Annotated in this window: 14 protein-coding genes; 13 read left to right on the forward strand and 1 reads right to left on the reverse strand. The window is 38.2% G+C overall.

Features of this window, described 5'->3' with window-relative positions:
• Positions 1–420: 420 nt before the first annotated feature.
• From G7092_RS03235 to G7092_RS03260, 6 genes are all read left to right on the forward strand, one after another.
• Positions 421–1,359, forward strand: coding sequence for a dihydrodipicolinate synthase family protein (locus G7092_RS03235; protein WP_166086131.1), 939 nt, complete (start codon positions 421–423; stop codon positions 1,357–1,359).
• Between the two features lie 8 nt (positions 1,360–1,367).
• Positions 1,368–2,369 (forward strand): 4-hydroxyproline epimerase, encoded by a 1,002-nt coding sequence (locus tag G7092_RS03240; protein ID WP_166086134.1) that lies wholly within the window; start codon positions 1,368–1,370, stop codon positions 2,367–2,369.
• Between the two features lie 46 nt (positions 2,370–2,415).
• Positions 2,416–3,660 carry an FAD-dependent oxidoreductase gene (locus tag G7092_RS03245; protein ID WP_317169999.1) on the forward strand — a complete coding sequence of 415 codons (1,245 nt, stop codon included), beginning with the start codon at positions 2,416–2,418 and terminating at the stop codon, positions 3,658–3,660.
• 285 nt (positions 3,661–3,945) lie between these two features.
• Positions 3,946–4,848 carry an AraC family transcriptional regulator gene (locus G7092_RS03250; RefSeq protein WP_166086138.1) on the forward strand — a complete coding sequence of 301 codons (903 nt, stop codon included), beginning with the start codon at positions 3,946–3,948 and terminating at the stop codon, positions 4,846–4,848.
• Between the two features lie 174 nt (positions 4,849–5,022).
• A complete protein-coding gene (locus G7092_RS03255) occupies positions 5,023–6,645 on the forward strand; it encodes a DUF3863 domain-containing protein (protein WP_202985210.1) in 1,623 nt (540 codons plus the stop codon).
• A 79-nt stretch (positions 6,646–6,724) separates the two neighbouring features.
• Positions 6,725–9,166: a glucosidase family protein gene (locus G7092_RS03260; RefSeq protein WP_166086140.1), complete on the forward strand. Its 2,442-nt coding sequence runs from the start codon at positions 6,725–6,727 to the stop codon at positions 9,164–9,166.
• Positions 9,167–9,198: 32 nt separating this feature from the next.
• On the opposite strand, the gene G7092_RS03265 is transcribed toward G7092_RS03260, so the two are convergent.
• Positions 9,199–10,044, reverse strand: a complete 846-nt coding sequence (locus G7092_RS03265; RefSeq protein ID WP_166086142.1) for a helix-turn-helix domain-containing protein — start codon at positions 10,042–10,044, stop codon at positions 9,199–9,201.
• A 44-nt stretch (positions 10,045–10,088) separates the two neighbouring features.
• On the opposite strand from G7092_RS03265, the gene map reads away from it, so the two are divergent.
• The 7 genes from map to G7092_RS03300 all read left to right on the forward strand — a co-directional run bounded on the left by map (position 10,089) and on the right by G7092_RS03300 (position 19,241).
• Positions 10,089–10,901, forward strand: a complete 813-nt coding sequence (map, locus tag G7092_RS03270; RefSeq protein ID WP_438861460.1) for a type I methionyl aminopeptidase — start codon at positions 10,089–10,091, stop codon at positions 10,899–10,901.
• A 124-nt stretch (positions 10,902–11,025) separates the two neighbouring features.
• The gene (locus G7092_RS03275; protein ID WP_166086144.1) at positions 11,026–11,382 is read left to right on the forward strand and encodes a nuclear transport factor 2 family protein; all 357 of its coding nucleotides are present in this window, start codon (positions 11,026–11,028) and stop codon (positions 11,380–11,382) included.
• A gap of 180 nt (positions 11,383–11,562) precedes the next feature.
• On the forward strand, positions 11,563–12,906 hold the full coding sequence (locus G7092_RS03280; protein ID WP_166086146.1) for a hypothetical protein: 1,344 nt from the start codon (positions 11,563–11,565) through the stop codon (positions 12,904–12,906).
• A gap of 62 nt (positions 12,907–12,968) precedes the next feature.
• Complete coding sequence (locus G7092_RS03285; RefSeq protein ID WP_166086148.1) at positions 12,969–14,603, forward strand: ABC-F family ATP-binding cassette domain-containing protein; 1,635 nt, start codon at positions 12,969–12,971, stop codon at positions 14,601–14,603.
• A gap of 445 nt (positions 14,604–15,048) precedes the next feature.
• On the forward strand, positions 15,049–15,642 hold the full coding sequence (locus G7092_RS03290) for an RNA polymerase sigma-70 factor (RefSeq protein ID WP_166086150.1): 594 nt from the start codon (positions 15,049–15,051) through the stop codon (positions 15,640–15,642).
• 97 nt (positions 15,643–15,739) lie between these two features.
• Positions 15,740–16,666, forward strand: coding sequence for a FecR family protein (locus tag G7092_RS03295; RefSeq protein ID WP_166086152.1), 927 nt, complete (start codon positions 15,740–15,742; stop codon positions 16,664–16,666).
• 91 nt (positions 16,667–16,757) lie between these two features.
• Positions 16,758–19,241 carry a TonB-dependent receptor gene (locus tag G7092_RS03300; RefSeq protein WP_166086154.1) on the forward strand — a complete coding sequence of 828 codons (2,484 nt, stop codon included), beginning with the start codon at positions 16,758–16,760 and terminating at the stop codon, positions 19,239–19,241.
• Positions 19,242–19,244: the final 3 nt, after the last annotated feature.

A 19,244-nucleotide genomic window follows, 5' to 3' on the forward strand; every position in this document is an offset into this window, starting at 1 on the left:
GTCAGTATATTGCTCACATATATTTAGTATATTTGTAGGTAACGGCCCGCTTGTATGATAAAAATACAAGCGGGCCGTTCTGGTTAAGTCCAAAAGAGAACAAAAATAGCCTGTTTTTGAGTTAGTTATTTGATAGTCAATTGTTTAATACTTTTTAAAGTTTTAAAAACTCATCAAAACCGCGCTGTAATTTGTTAAAAAGTGTTAAAATGATGTTTTTTCGATCAATTTTAGGCCCTTTTTGCCCCGTTTTTGACCGGAAATTTGTTAAAATTTAAGGTTTAAAAAGTTTTTTGCATCATGATTTATCACGGTGTAGATATTAAAATTGGTTTATAGGATAAAATATGGTTAGTACCTGTTAAATTACTGACTTATTCATATGGCATGTCGGTCTAATTTTGTAAAAAACATTTAGAAATGATAGCATTTGATTGGAAAGGTGTATTTCCTGCTGTAACTACCAAGTTTACTGATAACGACGAACTGGATTTTAAAGCTTTTGATATCAACTTAAACGCTCAACTGGAAGCCGGTGTTGATGGTTTTATACTAGGCGGATCTTTAGGTGAAGCAAGTGTACTAAGCGATCAGGAAAAATATGACCTGCTTGCCCACACCGTGGATTTTGTGGATGGTAAAGTACCTGTGATACTCAATATCGCGGAGCAAACAACCAAAGCGGCCGTTATCTGCGCACAAAAAGCGTTGGACAATGGCGCTGATGGCTTAATGCTATTGCCGCCAATGCGTTACAACAGTGAAGAACGTGAAACCATAACTTATATCAGTACCATTGCCAAAAGCACGCCGCTACCGATCATGATATACAATAATCCTGTTGATTACAAGGTAGAAATCACGCTGGATATGTTTGAGCAGCTTGCCGCCTACCAAAACATACAGGCAGTAAAGGAATCAACCCGTAACGTGTCAAACGTAACCCGTATGATCAATCGCTTTGGTGACAGGTTTAAAATATTAACAGGTGTTGATCCTTTGGCAATGGAAAGCCTGGTTATGGGCGCAGATGGTTGGGTAGCCGGATTGGTTGATGCTTTCCCCAGGGAAACGGTGGCCATTTATCGTTTGGTTAAGGCTAAAAGATATGATGAGGCATTGGCTATTTACCGCTGGTTTTTACCGGTGCTGGAATTGGATATTCACCCTAAGCTGGTACAATACATTAAACTGGCAGAAGTAGCTACGGGCATAGGTACCGAAAATGTGCGTGCCCCGCGTTTACCTTTAGTAGGTGCTGAGCGCGAAAAAGTTCAAAAGATCATCAGCGACGCGCTTGCTGTCCGTCCGGTATTGCCAGTAGGCAGCTGGGGCAAACTAAGCGAGGTTGCGTTATAATACAACATATGGCCAGTAAAACTTTTTTCTGTATAGATGCACATACCTGCGGCAACCCGGTGAGGTTAGTAGCTGGAGGTGGCCCGACCCTGAAAGGCAACAATATGAGCCAAAAACGCCAACATTTTTTGAAGGAGTATGACTGGATCAGGACGGGCTTAATGTTTGAGCCCCGGGGGCATGATATGATGTCGGGAAGCATTCTTTATCCACCTCATGATCCTGAAAACGATGTGGCGGTTTTGTTTATTGAAACCAGCGGATGTTTACCTATGTGCGGTCATGGCACTATCGGAACTATTACTATAGCTGTAGAAGAGGGCTTGATACAACCTAAAGTGCCTGGTATTATACGTATGGAAGCACCTGCGGGCCTGGTTTTAATTGAATATAAACAGGAGGGCAAAAAGGTTACCTCGGTAAAGCTCAAAAACGTAGCTGCATATCTTGCAGCAACAGATCTGCAGGTAGAGTGCCCGGACCTGGGTATGCTCACTATCGATGTATCCTACGGCGGAAATTACTATGCTATAGTTGATCCGCAGCCTAATTTCAGTGGCATCGAACATTATACCGCCGGGCAATTAGTGGCCTGGAGTCAGGTGCTACGCAAGCGCATTAATGAAAAATATGAATTCATTCATCCGCAGGATCCCACTATAAATACCTGTACCCATATCCTTTGGGCCGGGGCTACCTTATCTGATGATGCCACAGCCAGAAATGCCGTATTTTATGGCGATAAAGCTATAGATAGATCACCCTGCGGTACGGGCACATCTGCCCGTATGGCGCAATGGTACGCCAAAGGAAAGCTACAGGTTGGTGAGTCATTTATACATGAAAGTATCATAGGTAGTAAATTTACGGGCAGGGTAGAAGAGGTCGTTAAGATCAATGATATAGATGCCATTATCCCAAGTGTGGAAGGTTGGGCCAAAGTTTACGGCTACAATACCATCAAGATAGACGATGACGATCCCTACGCACACGGATTCCAGGTGATATAATCGGTTTTATTTTCTAAAATCAAATATTTCAATAGTTCAAAATACAATTATGGCTAAAGTGCTGATTATTGGCGGTGGGATCGTTGGCTTAAGTTCCGCTTATTATTTACATAAAGCCGGGCATCAGGTTACCGTGATTGATAAAGGGGATATGACTGACAGTTGTTCCTACGGAAATGCCGGAATGATTGTACCGAGTCATTTTATACCTCTGGCAACGCCGGGTATGGTGAGCCAGGGTATCCGCTGGATGTTTAGCAGTAAAAGCCCGTTTTATGTGAAACCATCATTAAATCCGGAGCTAATATCATGGGGGCTTCAGTTTTTAAAAAAAGCGAATGCCGAGCATGTAGAAAAGTCGGCTATACCTTTAACAGAGCTTTCATTACTTAGTAAGAAGCTTTATCAAGAGCTGAGTAAGGAGCCCGGTTTTGAATTTGACCTGGTTGAAAAGGGTATCCTGATGTTTTATAAAACCGAAAAAGCAGGTGAAGAAGAAGCCCACATGGCTGAAAAGGGTAGGCAGCTTGGTCTGGATATGAAAGTACTTAGTCCCGCCGATTGCTTGAAGCTTCAACCCAAACTTAACCTGGATGTATTAGGAGCAGTGCATTATGGTTGCGATGCCCACCTTTCGCCCAATAAGCTCATGGCTGCTTTATTAAAATATCTACGGGCTGCGGGTGTTAATTTAATTACTAATAAAGAAGTCACAAAAATAGAAACCTCAAATGGGAAAATAAGTCGTGTATGGTCATTCGGGGAAGAATTTACGGCCGATGAATATGTGGTAGCAGGTGGCTCATGGTCGCCTTCAATAGGGAAATTGTTAGGGTTGAAAATTTTGCTGATGCCGGGTAAGGGTTACTCTTTTAATGTTCAGGATAATGCCGGAATGATGCAAATTCCAGCATTGCTGGCCGAAGCCAGGGTGGCTATTACGCCCATGAACGGTGGCTTACGTTACGGCGGGACGATGGAGCTTGACCGAATCAATAACCGGGTAAATATGAACAGGGTAAAAGGTATAGTAGAATCTGTACCGAAATACTTTCCCGGGATTAAACCAGCTATTCCGCAGCAAAAAGATATATGGTTTGGTTTCAGGCCATCATCTGCCGATGGATTGCCTTATATAGGTAGAAGTAATAAATACTCCAACCTTATTATAGCCACCGGGCATGGCATGATGGGTTTAAGTTTAGGTGCTGCAACAGGTTTATTGGTAACCGAAGTTATTTCGGGCAAATCAACATCAATCAATATCACTGAGTTTGCTCCTGACAGATAGAATAGATTCCCAATTTTATACTTTTATCGGAAAAACATTTAAATCATAAATTTATAATTGTTCTATAAACAATTATAAATTTATGATTTAAATACGTATTCTTGTGTTTTTTAAAATTGTATTTTTAACAATAAAAACAAACTAAATATCAACTTTGCAAAGCTATTTTTAGTGGCCTATCACAATAAATTAGCAAATAATAACCAGATATTATCCTGTTATTCTAGATTATTAGCTTTTTAAGTTAAGTAAATGTAAATTCAGGAAGAATTAACTCATATCAAGATGAAAGTTTTACAATTTACCATCCCGTTGCCGCATGATAAAAGTGTGATAGTGGAAAAAGTTTGTTTACCTCATCATTATCCATATTTGCACCGGCATAAAGAAATCCAGATCACCTGGATACGGCAAGGTGAGGGAACTTTAATAGCCGGAAACAATATGCATGATTATTCGGCTGGAGATGTGTTTTTTTTGGGATCAAATTTACCGCATCTATTTAAAAGCAATCCTGAGTATTTTGCAAATAATACCAATAAACAAGTAGAAGCTTTAACCATATTTTTTGATCCGGAAGGTACCCTGGCCTCTTTTTTTGATCTGCCGGAGATGACTCAGGGCAGGATATTTATGCAGCAGCACCAGCAAGGATTTAAAATTCCAGATGGCAGTGCTGATGAGATATCACAAATAATGACTACTTTAAAAGCTGCTTCAGGGTCTGATCAGTTGGTACAATTTTTATACTTGCTTAAGGGATTAACCAACTTAAAAGAAAAACTAGATCCGTTATCAACTTACGGTAATCTCCCCGGTATTACCGAAAATGAGGGTATACGTATTGGGAAAATTTACAATTTTATTATGCGGCATTACAGCGATCCCATTACGCTGGAAGATGTAGCCAAAGTAGCTTATATGACGCCTGAATCATTTTGCCGCTATTTTAAAAAACACACAGGTCATACTTTTATTTCATTTTTGAATGAGATCAGAATCAACGAAGCTTGTAAAAGATTGATTGCTCATAAATTTGAAAGTATCAACTCTATCGCTTATAAATGCGGATTTAACAGTATTACCAATTTTAACCGGGTATTTAAATTTGTTATTGGCAGCTCCCCGCGAGGCTATCTGGATACTTACAATAATAATTTAGTAAACCTGAACAGGGTTGCCAGTTAAAAACATAAAAGGAAATTTGTGTTTTCTGAAAAGACAGACAAGGATAGTGAGTACTTTAGCTATTGTTACATTAGCCTAAACCATTATAACGCTATTCTGTAACCTGTTTTAATGAAAAATATAATCACCAAAGTTTTTGGAATATCTGTTCTGACAGTATTAATATGTGTTTGCATGCTAAGCTCTTCACGGAGCCAGATCAAACAAGAGCCAACACCCCGGATTGTTAATATTGTCAATTTTATACGTTTATTGGAACCCCGCGATGCAGCAATTACAGAAGATGTGTTGTATCAGACTGTAGTGAAGCAGGTAGAAATCATGAAAAAGTATAAACTCGGCGGTACTTTTTTATTGCAATATGACGCTCTTATCGACCCAAGATATCAAAAACTACTGAAAGCCTTACCCCGCGATTCTTTTGAGATAGGAGCTTGGTGGGAAATTCCTCAGCCACAGGTAGAAAAAGCAGGATTGAAATGGCGCGGGCGATATCCCTGGGACTGGCGCGCCAATATTGGTTTCTCTACCGGTTACACACCTGCGGAACGAGAAAAGTTGATCGACGTATATATGGCAGAGTTTAAGCGAATTTTTGGATACTATCCCAAATCGGTTGGATCCTGGTTTATTGACAGCTATAGCTTGAATTACATGTATCAGAAGTACCACATTGTGGCTTCCAGCAATTGCAAGGATCAATACGGTACAGACGGTTACACTCTTTGGGGCGGCTATTGGAACCAGGCTTATTATCCGAGTAAGATCAATTCTTACATGCCTGCACAAAACGAAAAAAATCAGATTCCGGTACCGATCTTCCGGATGCTTGGATCCGATCCTATACGCCAATACGATAACGGCCTTGGGACAACCCGGCAAGGGGTGGTAACACTGGAACCTGTTTATAAATTTGGTGGCGGCGATTCTACGTGGGTAAACTGGTTCTTAAAATCGTTTACGGAGGATAAATGTCTTGGGTTTAATTATACACAGGCTGGGCAGGAAAATTCTTTTACCTGGGATGCTATGGCCAAAGGTTTTGAAATTCAAATGCCTTTGCTGGCAAAGCTAAGAGACGAGCATAAGATCAGGGTGGAAACCATGGAAGCATCTGGGCGCTGGTTTAAAGAGAAATATAAAGTTACGCCGGCTACTTCATTTGCAGTAAGTAAAGATATAGAGGGAAGTGATTTAAAAACTGTGTGGTTCAACAGTCGTTTTTACCGGATCAACCTGTTATGGGAAAACGGCAATCTCCGTGTCCGTGATCTTCACCTTTTTGATGAAAGTTTTCCTTCTGTTTACACCAATGAGGTAGCAACATCTAACGAATGCTCCTTTTTTACCTTACCTGTTATAGATGGTTATATTTGGAGTAAGCCGAATCAATTAGCTGGGTTAAGGTTAAAGGCAATAATTGATGGCCAGGAAGTATTGGTGAAAGGAAAAGATCCGGTATATAGTCAAACCGGGCCCGGCCACTTACACGTGTCCTGGCCGTTAATCTCTGTTAAGGGCTCTTTTGAAATGGATATGAATGAAAAGGAATTGAAAATGAGTTTAGTTAGCGACAATGCCTATAACTGGTATTTTGATATGACAACTGCTACGGATGCAAAGTTACCTTTTGAAAAAATCACTGATAATCAGATCGCATGTAGTTTTGAAGGAATGGATTATGTTTTTAAACCCATCAAAGGTAGTTTTTCAGAACCGGGGAATGGGATCTTGTTCCGGTTAAAACCAATAATGAATACTATCCAGTTTGATCTTTCCGCCATCAAAAAGCTTTAAACCTTAACAATTTATGTTTATCAAAAAGGTACATACTTTTTTTATTTATGCCCTATTCCTTTTTGCGTTTAGGAGTAGCATGGCGAAAACGACCATTGAGGGTGATAAATCGATCACTATAACCAGTTCTCATATATCGATGGTAGTTAACTATGGGAACGAGGCTAGTATTGTTTCACTTATAGTTAATGGGCAGAAGGTGGTTAGCGGAGCTAGTGGAGCTTTTACATCGGTTAAGGTGGGTAGTAATACTTATTCTTCCCTGCAGTTGAAAGGTAAACCCTTATTATCAAGTATCCCAAGCGGTATCCAAATCAGCGGAATTAGTTATGGGGGTAAAGGATTGACTATCAATGAAAATTGGATATTCCTGAAACAGAAAGAAGGGATTAAATGGCGTGTTGAAAGATCTTTTTCCAAAGCGGTGCAGGTTGAAGAAGCAGCAATGCCTGTTATTAATTTTGATCATATCAATACCTGGGAGGGCGCTTATCAAGGTTATGGTGGTATTGCCTGGTTTTACCTGTTTAATGAAAAACTATGCACTTATGGCGTTCACACCCGGTCTTCGAGTTTCTGGAACAGTAAAACCGGCAACGGGCTAAATATTACGGTTGATGCACCTGGTAAAGAGGTGGCAATGAAGTATACCCGCACCAACGAAGACAAATTGGCCTATACGGTTACTACTTCTGATCAGGAAATGTTACCCCGCTCAGATAGCGGAACCAACAGGCGGCGGTTTATCCGAAAAAGTACGGATGTTTGGGCACCATTTAGTATAGCCGGTGGCAAAAGCACGCAGAGTTTAACATTCAGTTATTTTGACTATCAGGAAAAATATGGAAGGGGTAAACTTACGGGTATAAATGCCGGTCAGGTGAATGCCGTATTGGGTACAATTGCCCGTATTGGTGTTATTGATTCCCTCCATTTTGGTGGAAATAGCTGGGCAACGCCCTATGGCCCAATCTGTCTGCACGAACAATATATCGGTCAGCTAGATTTAGGTATTAACGATCCTGGCTATTTGAATGGCTATAAAAGCTGTCTTGATTTTTATCGGGATCACGCCATAAAACCAGATGGACGGGTTTATCCGCGCTGGGCTTACACCAATGAAGACGCGATGCCTGGTCAATGGAACAAAGATGGTTTCTACGAGGCACAATGGGGGATATTGATGGATTCGAACCCGGATTTTGTAACCAATGTGGCCGAATTATATGACATGACCGGCGATCAGAAATGGGTGAAAACACACCAGCTTTCCTGCGAAAAGGCTTTGGACTGGATACTGAAAAGAGATAGTAACGGTAATGGTTTGGTTGAAATGATGACTGATTTTACAGGGCAAAAACGAAGCAGCGACTGGATAGATATCATTTGGGCATCCTATGAAAATGCCTTTGTAAACGCCAAACTTTATCATGCCCTGGTAAAATGGGCCGCGGTAGAGCGTTTGCTGCACAATACCGTTAAAGCTGGTCAATACGAAGCTTTTGCTGTTAAACTCAAAGCCAGTTTCAATAAACCAACCAATGAAGGTGGTTTTTGGGATGAAGAAAAGAAATGCTACGTTCACTGGCGCGATAAGGATAATACCATACATGGCCGTAATATGATTACGCCGGTTAATTTTATGGCTATTGCCTATGGTATTTGCGAAGATCATGCCCGTCAAAAACTTATCCTGGATAATATAGAGGCACAAATGCAGCGGGAGAAACTTTTCTTTTGGCCATTAGCCATGACTTCTTATACTCCGGCTGAAGGGAAAGAATATCAATATCCTTTTCCTGAATATGAAAACGGCGACCTGTTTTTATCCTGGGGAGCTTTGGGGGTTAAAGCTTATGCCAGTTATGATCCTGCTATAGCAGTTAAATACGTGAAAAATGTATTGGAGCAATATGGTAAAGATGGATTGGCCTACCAGCGATATGGCCGTTTGAAACAGGATGGCAGGGGTGATGATATTTTATCAGGCAATAGTTTATCCATCGTCGGTTTGTATCAGGCTATATATGGTGTAAATCCCCTCTACAATCGCTTTTATCTCGATCCGCATATCACACCGGAACTGGCAGGTACCGAACTCAAATACAATTTCAGGGGGCAGCGCTTAACTATAAACCTTGATAATGATAGTTATTCCATATCCAACAAAACATTTAAAGTAATCAGCCCTAAAAACTTTGGTTTTAACGCGACTGCTAATCAATTATCTTACTTTAATGGCAGTAGTTCTTACGTGGCTTTGCAAGTTACCACAGATAATCCCTTGACTTTAAAACTAAATAACTGGGGGCAAAATAAAATAGAATGGGAGCAAAGCATAAACAAATCATCCACTAAGCCCCTGGCTTATCAGATCAGTCAGCTAAGCCCCAATACTCATTACAGTATCTCTGTTAATGGGCGTCTTTTACAAAAAGCAAGCAGCAATAGCAAAGGAGAATTATTGGTACATTACAAGCCACTGCACTTGAAGGAGAAAGTTAATATTGATGTGGAGTAGTGAATCGTTACTAACACGAGCTGTCGGTCAGATTATTGACAGAGACTAGCCTGTGTTTGAAATTTTAGGTATTCCAGTGGCGTTTTTCCGGTATAGCCTTTAAAATCTTTTAGAAAATGGTTTGAATCGTAATACCCGTTTGATATGGCAATTTGCATCAAATTGACATCCTTGCTAGCAACCAGTTCGAGGTACGCATGCATAAAACGTTGGAGTTGAATGTACTCTTTTGGTAGAAGTCCAATATGCTGCACAAAACTCCTTTCCAGCCATTTATAGTTCACGCCGGCATCATGGGTTACATTCTTTACGGTGCTTTTTCCGTTTATTTTGTGAATATAATTCAATGTTTTATGTAAGGTTTCAGGGGCGCCCATCTTCGTAAAAGAATACTGAACATATGTACTTACAAATGCTACCTTTTCTTCAATAGATTTGAATTGGAAAAAATTCTTTATGCTGAAGTTATTGTTACTGGCGATATATTCAAATGAGGCAACTGGATTATATCTAAAATATAGAGCATCTAAACCAAACAACTGGTAAAAAGCACCTGGATAGAAACGAACTATAAAAATCTGATCGGTATTATAATGGTATTTAACATAAACATTCTTAATAGAGCCGGCACTTGCCCAAGCCGCTTTAATTTCAAATGTCCCATTTTGCCCTGTTACTTCTACTGTGTCTTCACGACCTGGTAAAAATACAAGTACTGGAAACCCATCATTAAAAATAAGATGTGTATTATCCTTTGGATCTCTGGCGAAAACATAAAATCCCTCAATAACAGATTCAAGCTCTGTTGATGGACTAATTTTATAACCATCAGCATTAAATTCCCCTAATTGTATCTTTTTCAGATAATTTATCGGCATGCAGCAAATTTACGGGAAAATGTTAACCGCCGCAGAATAATACCATGTCTAATATTTACTATGAGCACAATTTAATGACATCTAACTTTGCGTTTATGGTTGTAAAAACGGAAGAAGAGCTGCAAGGTATAAAGAATGTGAGTGAAGCTGTTGCACTTACCTTACAAAAAATGAAGGCGTATACGCAGATAGGTATGTCTACAAAAAACATAGATGAATACGGAAGACAACTATTGGAGGTTCTTGGTGCGAAATCTGCTCCATTCAAAACATATGGTTTTCCTGGTTATAGCTGCATCAGCGTTAACAAAGAGTTTGCTCATGGTATCCCTTCTGACAAGGTCATTCTGAAAAATGGAGATATTATTAATATCGATGTATCCGCAGAATTAAATGGCTTTTGGTCTGACAACGGATGCTCATTTATTGTAGGAGAAGATATACAGGGTGTACAACATTTAATAGATACCTCCAAAGAAATATTATTGGATGCGATTTCTCAAATAAGTGGAGGAATAAGGATTTCTGATATTGGAAAACTGATAGAAACTAAGGCCAAAAAGGCAGGATATACCGTTATCCGAGATTTAGGTGGTCATGGAGTTGGATTAAGTTTACACGAAGAGCCTAGTGGGATAATGAATTATTACGATCGTTTTGATAAAATCAGGCGATTTAGAAAGGATTCTGTTGTTGCTATTGAAACATTTATTTCCACCAGGTCTGCATTTATTGAGACAGCCTCAGATGGTTGGGCTTTTGTAGGTAATAAAGGTGGATTTGTAGCTCAGCATGAACATACTATATTGGTAACAGCTGGCAAACCAATAATTTTAACAGCAGCAAATGGAATATAGATTTGTTATCTCCTTGGTAATGAAGTCTCATTAGAAAATCACCAAAACAAAAAATCTTTAACACCTTTTATTGTTCTTGAGCGTTTAAAAAGGTACTAATTGCGATATAAATTAGAAACACCATATGAATTTGAATAATAAAACAATACTGGAAAAGGCAAACGCCGCTATTACAGAAGGCGATCATGAAGGTTTTCTGTCTTTTTGTACCGAGGATACGGAGTGGATATTTGTAGGTGACAAGACCTTAAAAGGGAAAGAGGCGGTTCGACAGTATATGGCAATCGCATACATGGAGGCACCAAAGTTCATAGTTGAAAACTTAATTGCCGAAGGGGAGTTTGTTACAGCACTCGGCAAAATCAGTATGAAGAATGAAGAGGGGAAAATGGTCGATTATTTATACTGTGATGTCTGGCGATTTCACAATGGAAAAATGGCCGAATTAAAGGCTTTCGTTATCGAGAATGTGTTGAAGTGAGAATTTCGGAGAGATTCTGCCTATGATCAGTGTTATCAATTATTTTACACTGATTTTTTAGTTTAGTAAAAAGCAACTGCTCAGACTAAACTGGTGTGCAAATTTGTAACTCTTTTAAACCTTCATGCTGTTTAATGATCTTAGTTTTAGTTAAAAAGCTATTAAAATTAATCGGCACTTATGAAACTCCTTATCATGCTTCTTGTCTCATTAGCTTTATGCTTACCGGCAATTGCTCAATCGTCTGTTAAGAATGCAAAAAAGGATACTGTCAATCAGGAATATCTTATCCAGTATGATCCTGGTATATTACGGGTAAAAGGTAATTCGTTGCCCATCGGTATCATAACCACATCTAATAAAGGGCAAAGATCACAAACAGAAGGTTTTTCAAATGGTACTGATAGTTGGTCGAAATATAAAATAGATGTAGATAGTGGCAGTTACTCAAATGGAAAAATTAAAATCAAAGGCAGCGGAAGTCAATACAAAAAGGGAGACTCAATAACGGTCAATGTCTATACAAAAAAATGGTTTTTAGGTGGAAGAGGTAAGTGGTTATTCACTCAGAAAATTCCGTACAATTACGAAACAAGTATACAAATCTTAACCACAGGGAATTTTTCGAAAGCGCCGGGCGACCATGTAATGTTTGGTGTCCGGAAATACTTTGATAATAAAATGTTTGTTGATAAGTGGGCACCTGTAAAGAAGAATCTGAAAGATTTTGGGTTCCAATTTAACGGTGTACATATCTCGAAGTCAAAAAGCGATTTGAAAATTGATAACGATCCAACCAAAATCAGCAACGATAAAATACAACTGACTGCCTTATTAGCTAAGAACACTACAATAACTGATACACTTAATTTTTTGCTTGATTATATTGCAAATTACCAGTGTATTATACGATCAAACGGAAGAGGACAAGATTTAAATATTACTGCAGATATTTATCACGACTCTATCATCAACGCACAATTGTTAAAAATCAGGGTAAATAATGATGTTTATCATAAAACCTATAATTACTGGGTTAATACAAATGGAGGTTCAATAGCTATTTCAAGTATTGGCGCAAACGGAAGTGATGGATTAAATGGTACAGATGGTCTTGCCGGTGCATCAGGATCGCCGGGAACAGTTTCGGTTAACGTAGAAACCACAACCAATAGTGATGGAACAACTACCACTACTACCAATACGGTAACTGGCGCGGGTGGAGATGGTGGAAATGGGCAGGACGGCGGAAACGGTCAGGATGGAGATGCAGGAGGTAACGGCGGAAATATTATTGTTAATTACTCACCAGCGGTAACGCCCTTCCTTAGTTTGATTAAAGTAAGTAGTATACCTGGCAAAGGCGGATCCGGAGGCAGGGGAGGACAAGGCGGTGCAGGCGGAACTGGTGGCAGCGGAAATCCGAATGGGAATAATGGGCTTAAGGGGCAGGATGGTCGTTCCGGGTGGGATGGGCCAGATGGACAGATGGGAACCGTGACTTTCAGAATGTTTAATCCATAATACTAAGTGTTAAAATTATATGTCTTTCGTTTATCTTTGCGTGTAATTCAATATTCCATACTGTGATCAATGTAAATAACATTTCCGTTTCATTTGGCGGAACCACGCTTTTTAGTGATGTAACCTTCTCTATAAATGAGAATGACAAGATAGCCCTGATGGGTAAAAATGGTGCAGGAAAATCTACTATCCTCAAGATCATTGCTGATGTAGCCAAACCTACTACCGGTAGCGTAACCGGCCCTAAAGATGCGGTAATAGCGTATCTGCCACAGCATTTACTTACCCAGGATAAAGTTACCGTTTTTGAAGAAACCATGAAAGCATTTGAAGAGGCGAATCAAATGCAAAAGGAGCTTGATGAGGTAAACGAGCAGCTTAATATTCGTACTGATTACGAAAGCGATGATTATATGAAGTTGATTGAGCGCGTATCAGAACTGAGCGAAAAAGTTTATACAATAGAAGAAACCAATTATGACGCAGAAGTAGAAAAGGTACTCAAAGGCCTGGGATTTGAGCGCAAGGACTTTGGTCGGCAAACTTCCGAGTTTTCTGGTGGTTGGCGAATGCGTATTGAGTTAGCTAAAATTTTGTTAAAAAAGCCGGATCTTATTTTATTGGATGAGCCCACCAATCACATGGATATCGAGAGTATACAATGGTTAGAAGATTTTCTGATCAACTCGGCAAAGGCGGTAATGGTAATCTCGCACGATCGTGCTTTTGTAGATAATATTACCAATCGTACCATCGAAGTTACCATGGGCAGAATATACGATTATAAAGCCAAGTACACTCATTATCTGCAGTTACGAGCCGATCGCCGCGTGCATCAATTGAAAGCCTATGAGGAGCAGCAACGGTTTATTGCAGATAATCAGGAGTTCATAGACCGCTTTAGGGGGACTTACTCCAAAACTTTGCAGGTGCAGTCTCGGGTAAAAATGCTGGAGAAGCTTGAAATTATCGAGATAGATGAAGTAGATACTTCGGCATTACGGTTGAAATTTCCACCTTCACCACGTTCGGGGCAATATCCGGTAATGGTAGAGGATCTGACCAAAACCTACGGCGATCATGTTGTATTCAAAAACGCATCTATGGTGATCGAACGAGGAGAAAAGGTAGCTTTTGTGGGTAAAAACGGCGAAGGTAAATCAACCATGATCAAAGCCATCATGAACGAGATCGATTTTGAAGGAAGTTTGAAAGTGGGTCACAATTCCAAGATCGGATATTTTGCCCAGAACCAGGCTGCATTACTGGATGGGAATTTAACCGTATTTGAAACCATTGACCAAATCCCGTTAAGCGATGGCACAGTTAAAATCAAGGATCTTTTAGGCGCGTTTATGTTTAGCGGTGATGATACCACCAAAAAAGTTAAGGTTCTTTCCGGAGGAGAGAAAACTCGTTTAGCCATGATCAAGTTATTATTAGAGCCTGTAAATTTGTTAATACTGGATGAGCCCACCAATCATTTGGACATGAAAACTAAAGACATCATTAAAGATGCGCTGAGGGATTTTGATGGCACTTTGATACTGGTATCTCACGACCGGGATTTCTTAGACGGGTTAGTGAAAAAAGTATTTGAGTTTGGTAATAAACGAGTACGCGAGCACTTTGAGGATATCAAAGGATTTTTGGCCTACAAAAAAATGGATAGCTTAAAAGAGATCGAACAAAGTTAAAAAGGTACTTGGGCATATTATCTAACTTATTCAAGCATGTTTTGCAGGTAAGCGACTGAGCTTATCGTATGTTGCAATTCTAAGACATAATGCTGCGATTACTTTAGCAAGATCGGCGTTTCTCTGCTCGCTAAGATATGCTTCATTGCATTTATTATGTTGGGCATTTTGTCTCCGAAACAGGCGTTATATATAACTAACAGAATCAATAATTATCTCATAACACTCGCCCTTATCTTTTTAAAATAGCGTTTTTTTATTCCGTTTTTTCATTGAGACGCGAGTAGTTATATTTAGTCCAATAAATATTAAAAAAATATTTATTATCGAAAATAGTATTCTACAGTACATTTGCGTTATAACTTACTCAAAACACATCAGGGTGCTTTCTGATCTGTTTGCTATTTGAAAGTCGCAAGCATTTGTAAAAGGCTGCTAATTATATATGATTGTAGAAAATAAAGATGATAACACTTCAACTAAATACGATGGTATTTACAAGGAAGACATATCGTCTTTTGAGCATTTCTATAAAGTGAATTATAAAAAATTGCATTTGGTATCCTTCAGGTACACTAATGACCATGAACAGTCTGAAGAAATTGTTCACGATATTTTTCTTAAAATCTGGGACAATTTGGAATTACTATCTTCTATAAAAAATATTGAAGCGTACCTGTTTCGTTCGGTAGTCAATGCATCGCTTGATTTTATCAAAAAGTCGAAGAGAACAGTTTCATTACAGAAAACATTTCTCGAAAATTCCGAAACGATAGAATGGGAAGAGAATAATTTTGATGAGCTGGAAAATCGTTTAAAACTAGTAGAAAAAGCAGTAGAACAATTACCGCCAATTTGTAAGAAAGTATTGCTGATGAGTAAATATGACAAACTTAAACAGCAAGAGATAGCAGATACCTTAAATATTTCTATAAAAACCGTCAAAAACCATTTGACCTATGGATATAAAAAAATCAAGGAATTTATAAATTCAAGTAAAACCTGGATTTTGATTTTTATTATAGTACTTTTTGGATGATTTACAGTCATGTATGCAGATGATGGAAAATAATTTCGATAACGCCCCATATGAACTGATTGTAAACAGTTTTAGCAATTCACTTTCGCCCGGCGAGATGGAGGAATTGGAGGCTTGGTTAGCATTGTCGGCCGAAAATGTAAAGCTTTATAATGAAATTGTTGCCATCAATCATGATCTGGATTCATTGGCTCATCAGAATCTTTTAAATACTGATGAATCATGGGTGAGATTTAAAAAGTTATCGGAGGATAGGAAAGTAGTAACCTTAACTAAGCACAATAACAGAAGTCGTATATTTTGGATTTCCTCTATCGCAGCAACATTAGTGGTAGCTCTAAGTATTGTCCTGGTAATGTGGCGCTCCCGAAATAATGATATTACTATTCTTCAAACAAAAGCAAACCAACATCTGAAAATAATTTTACCTGATGGGAGCAAGGTTCAGCTAAACAGCAACTCAGAAGTTTGCTACTCCAGAAAAGCTTTCTCTTTGTCCAGAGAATTAAAGCTTGTTAAGGGTGAGGCTTTGTTTGAGGTAATTCATAACGAAAAATATCCGTTTGTGGTTTACTCGGGTGTTTTGAAAATTAAGGATATTGGTACTATATTTAATATCAGAAATGGGAAATCGGCTACCATTGTTTCCGTTATTTCAGGAGTGGTAGCCCTCTCAGAAAAGACTGATAAAGATTCAATTAAACTAATGGCAAATCAGGAAGCGATCTATAATGTCTTTTCAAAAAACATACAGGTGGTTCCTCAGAAGGACCTAAATACTACCTCCTGGCTTGATAAAAAGTTTAGATTTATAAAATGCCCCTTAAAAAAAGTTGTTGAGCAGTTGCAAAACGCCTATGAGGTCCGTATTGATTTATCAGACAAGGATTTGGAAAACAAGGAGCTGACTGCTTCATTTAACAATGAGTCAATGGAGGATGCTCTTAAAGTAATTAGTGGCTCCTTGAATATAGATTTTGGAAATAAAAACGGAATTTATTATTTGAAGAGCAAAAAAATCTGATGTATTAATTAAAGTGCAGCCCCATCTTTATTGCTATTTTAAAAAACAACTATGGTTCAGATTTATTCTGATCTTTAGTCTTTTATTTAAATTGCCTCTATACGGGCAAACGAATAATTTAAATATAGCTTTTGAGAAAAGTTCTATAAGTGATGCGCTTACCAGGTTAATAGTTGAAAAAAAAATCAACCTTTCTTTTGATCCTGCGATAATACCGCGAAACATAAAAATAACCCGTAGATTTAAAGAGGTTCCAGTTTATGAAATTTTAAATTTCATATTCAAAGATACGCCTCTAGAATATCACCTTACCTCAAATGTTATTGTTATTACAGCAAAAAAAAAGCCCTTTTTTGTAATAGGAGGTTTTATTAAAGATGCAGAAACAGGTGAATATATTATCGGCGGCTCTATCTTTAACTCCTCCCAACATCTTACTTCCTCAAATAATTACGGCTATTTTGCTTTAGAGCTACCCGGAGGAAATGATACATTACATATTTCTCATTTAGGATATAAAAAGAAGGAAATTGTTTTCAATGTCAGTCAGCCGATGGCCGTTAATATCTTATTGGAGAAACAAACAGATACTTTAAAAGAAGTAAGGGTAGCAGCGAAAAATAATGATCTGTTCGTGAATCCCGTTGCCGGTAGCTCGTTAAACCAGGATATTATTTGGAGCCATTTATCAGAAGGGGGCGAACCCGATTTAATCAAATCTGTCCAATTATTGAATGGTATTCAAACCATAACTGAAGGCAGCAGCAGTTTATTTGTTAGAGGGGGCGATAAAGATCAAAATTTGATTCTTTTGGATGAAGCGCCTGTTTATAACCCTGCGCATTTATTTGGCTTGGTTTCTGTATTTAATCCGGATGCAATTAACCAGGTACAAATTTATCAAAATGAAATTCCAGCAAATTTCGGGGGCCGCTTATCATCCGTTATTGATAACGTAATGCAAAATGGAGATAACAAAACTTTCCATGTTAAAGGAGGCTTAAGTATGTTGTCTGCAAGATTGGCCGTAGAAGGACCGCTTGTATCCGATAAAGGTTCGTATCTTTTTACTTTTAGAAAAGGCTTTACCAATTTATTAAAAGCGTTTGATCCATTTCCTTATAATGCAAATTATTCTGATTTCAACCTTAAACTAAATTATCAACTTAATACCAATAATAAAATATATATATCTGGATATTATGGGTTTGATAAACTTCGGGCTTTTGATAATTATGATAATTCCTGGGGAAATAAAATTGCCACATTTAGATGGAACCACTTATTTAATAGTCGCTTATTTTTAAATCTATCCGTTTTATATAGTAATTACTCTAATCATCTTAACATCGATGCGGATCAGTCAGATGCAAAATCTCAGTGGATCACTGGGATTATTGACAGAAGTATAAAAGCAGATTTTACATATTATGTGCATAACAGTGAACAGATTAAGTTCGGTATTAACTTAATTAATCACAAGTTTATACCCGGAGAATCCCCGTCAAGGTTTAATGATACCATACCGGTAAATATACCAAGGCATAAAGCAATAGAAATGGCCGCCTATTTTAATCATCGTTTCAATATATTATCTGATTTGCAGTTAACTTATGGATTGCGAATGAGCTATTTTTACAATAAAACACTATTACCAAATGGACCCGATATTGTCGATTTTTATATGAACTCGGGATATTCAGATTTATTGACAGAACCAATTAAAAACTTTTTAAAATTTGAACCACGATTGTGTTTGCAATACAATTTCAATAAAAATAGTGCCATGAAAATGGTATATAATCGTAATTACCAGTATTTACAACTGGTACAGGGCGAAGAATTAGCTTTTTCTTCATTAGAGTCATGGATACCGGCAAGTTCTACAATAGCGCCTCAAATGGCAGATTTTTATTCCATCGGTTACTCCCTGAATAGTAAAGAAATCATTTTTACTACAACCGCCTATCTAAAGAAGCTATATAATCAGGTGGAACTGAATGATCATGCTCAGATTATTTTAAATCCTTTTATTGAAAGTCAGCTGCAATTTGGCAAATCTACTGCCAGTGGAATAGAATTTAGTTTAACAAAATCATGGAAGAACATAACCGGGAACCTCGGCTATACCTATTCTATGGTTAATAAGCAGATACCAGGCATTAATGACAATAATACATTTAAAGCAAATTATAACATACCCCATAATTTAAGATTTTCGGTAGATTATCAACCAGTTCCCAGAATATCCATAAATGCTTTTTTTACTTATAAATCAGGGCGCCCAGTTACGCTTCCGGTTGGTTACTACATTGAGAATGGGCAAAGGATCCCTATTTTTGAAGATCGAAATACATCTCACCTTCCTGATGAAAAAAGACTTGATTTAACGATAGAACTGAAGCCCCGAACAAGGACAGATCATAAAAAAAGATGGAAAAGTACCTGGCTTTTTTCTGTTTACAATGTGTTAAATCAAAGAAATATAATTTTTTATGCTATCGATCATCCAACAACCGTCAATAATCTAAGCTCAGGTATTGTGCCAAGTGTTACCTATAACTTTAAATTTTGATAA

It is taken from the genome of Mucilaginibacter inviolabilis, assembly GCF_011089895.1.
Taxonomy (GTDB): domain Bacteria; phylum Bacteroidota; class Bacteroidia; order Sphingobacteriales; family Sphingobacteriaceae; genus Mucilaginibacter; species Mucilaginibacter inviolabilis.

Excerpts from the sequence above, each read along its gene's own strand:
- G7092_RS03235 (WP_166086131.1), top strand. The coding sequence starts at position 421 with ATGATAGCATTTGATTGGAAAGGTGTATTTCCTGCTGTAACTACCAAG.
- G7092_RS03240 (WP_166086134.1), top strand. The coding sequence starts at position 1,368 with ATGGCCAGTAAAACTTTTTTCTGTATAGATGCACATACCTGCGGCAAC.
- G7092_RS03250 (WP_166086138.1), top strand. The coding sequence starts at position 3,946 with ATGAAAGTTTTACAATTTACCATCCCGTTGCCGCATGATAAAAGTGTG.
- G7092_RS03255 (WP_202985210.1), top strand. The coding sequence starts at position 5,023 with ATGCTAAGCTCTTCACGGAGCCAGATCAAACAAGAGCCAACACCCCGG.
- G7092_RS03260 (WP_166086140.1), top strand. The coding sequence starts at position 6,725 with ATGGCGAAAACGACCATTGAGGGTGATAAATCGATCACTATAACCAGT.
- G7092_RS03265 (WP_166086142.1), bottom strand. The coding sequence starts at position 10,044 with ATGCCGATAAATTATCTGAAAAAGATACAATTAGGGGAATTTAATGCT.
- map (WP_438861460.1), top strand. The coding sequence starts at position 10,089 with ATGTCTAATATTTACTATGAGCACAATTTAATGACATCTAACTTTGCG.
- G7092_RS03275 (WP_166086144.1), top strand. The coding sequence starts at position 11,026 with ATGAATTTGAATAATAAAACAATACTGGAAAAGGCAAACGCCGCTATT.
- G7092_RS03280 (WP_166086146.1), top strand. The coding sequence starts at position 11,563 with ATGAAACTCCTTATCATGCTTCTTGTCTCATTAGCTTTATGCTTACCG.
- G7092_RS03290 (WP_166086150.1), top strand. The coding sequence starts at position 15,049 with ATGATTGTAGAAAATAAAGATGATAACACTTCAACTAAATACGATGGT.
- G7092_RS03295 (WP_166086152.1), top strand. The coding sequence starts at position 15,740 with ATGGAGGAATTGGAGGCTTGGTTAGCATTGTCGGCCGAAAATGTAAAG.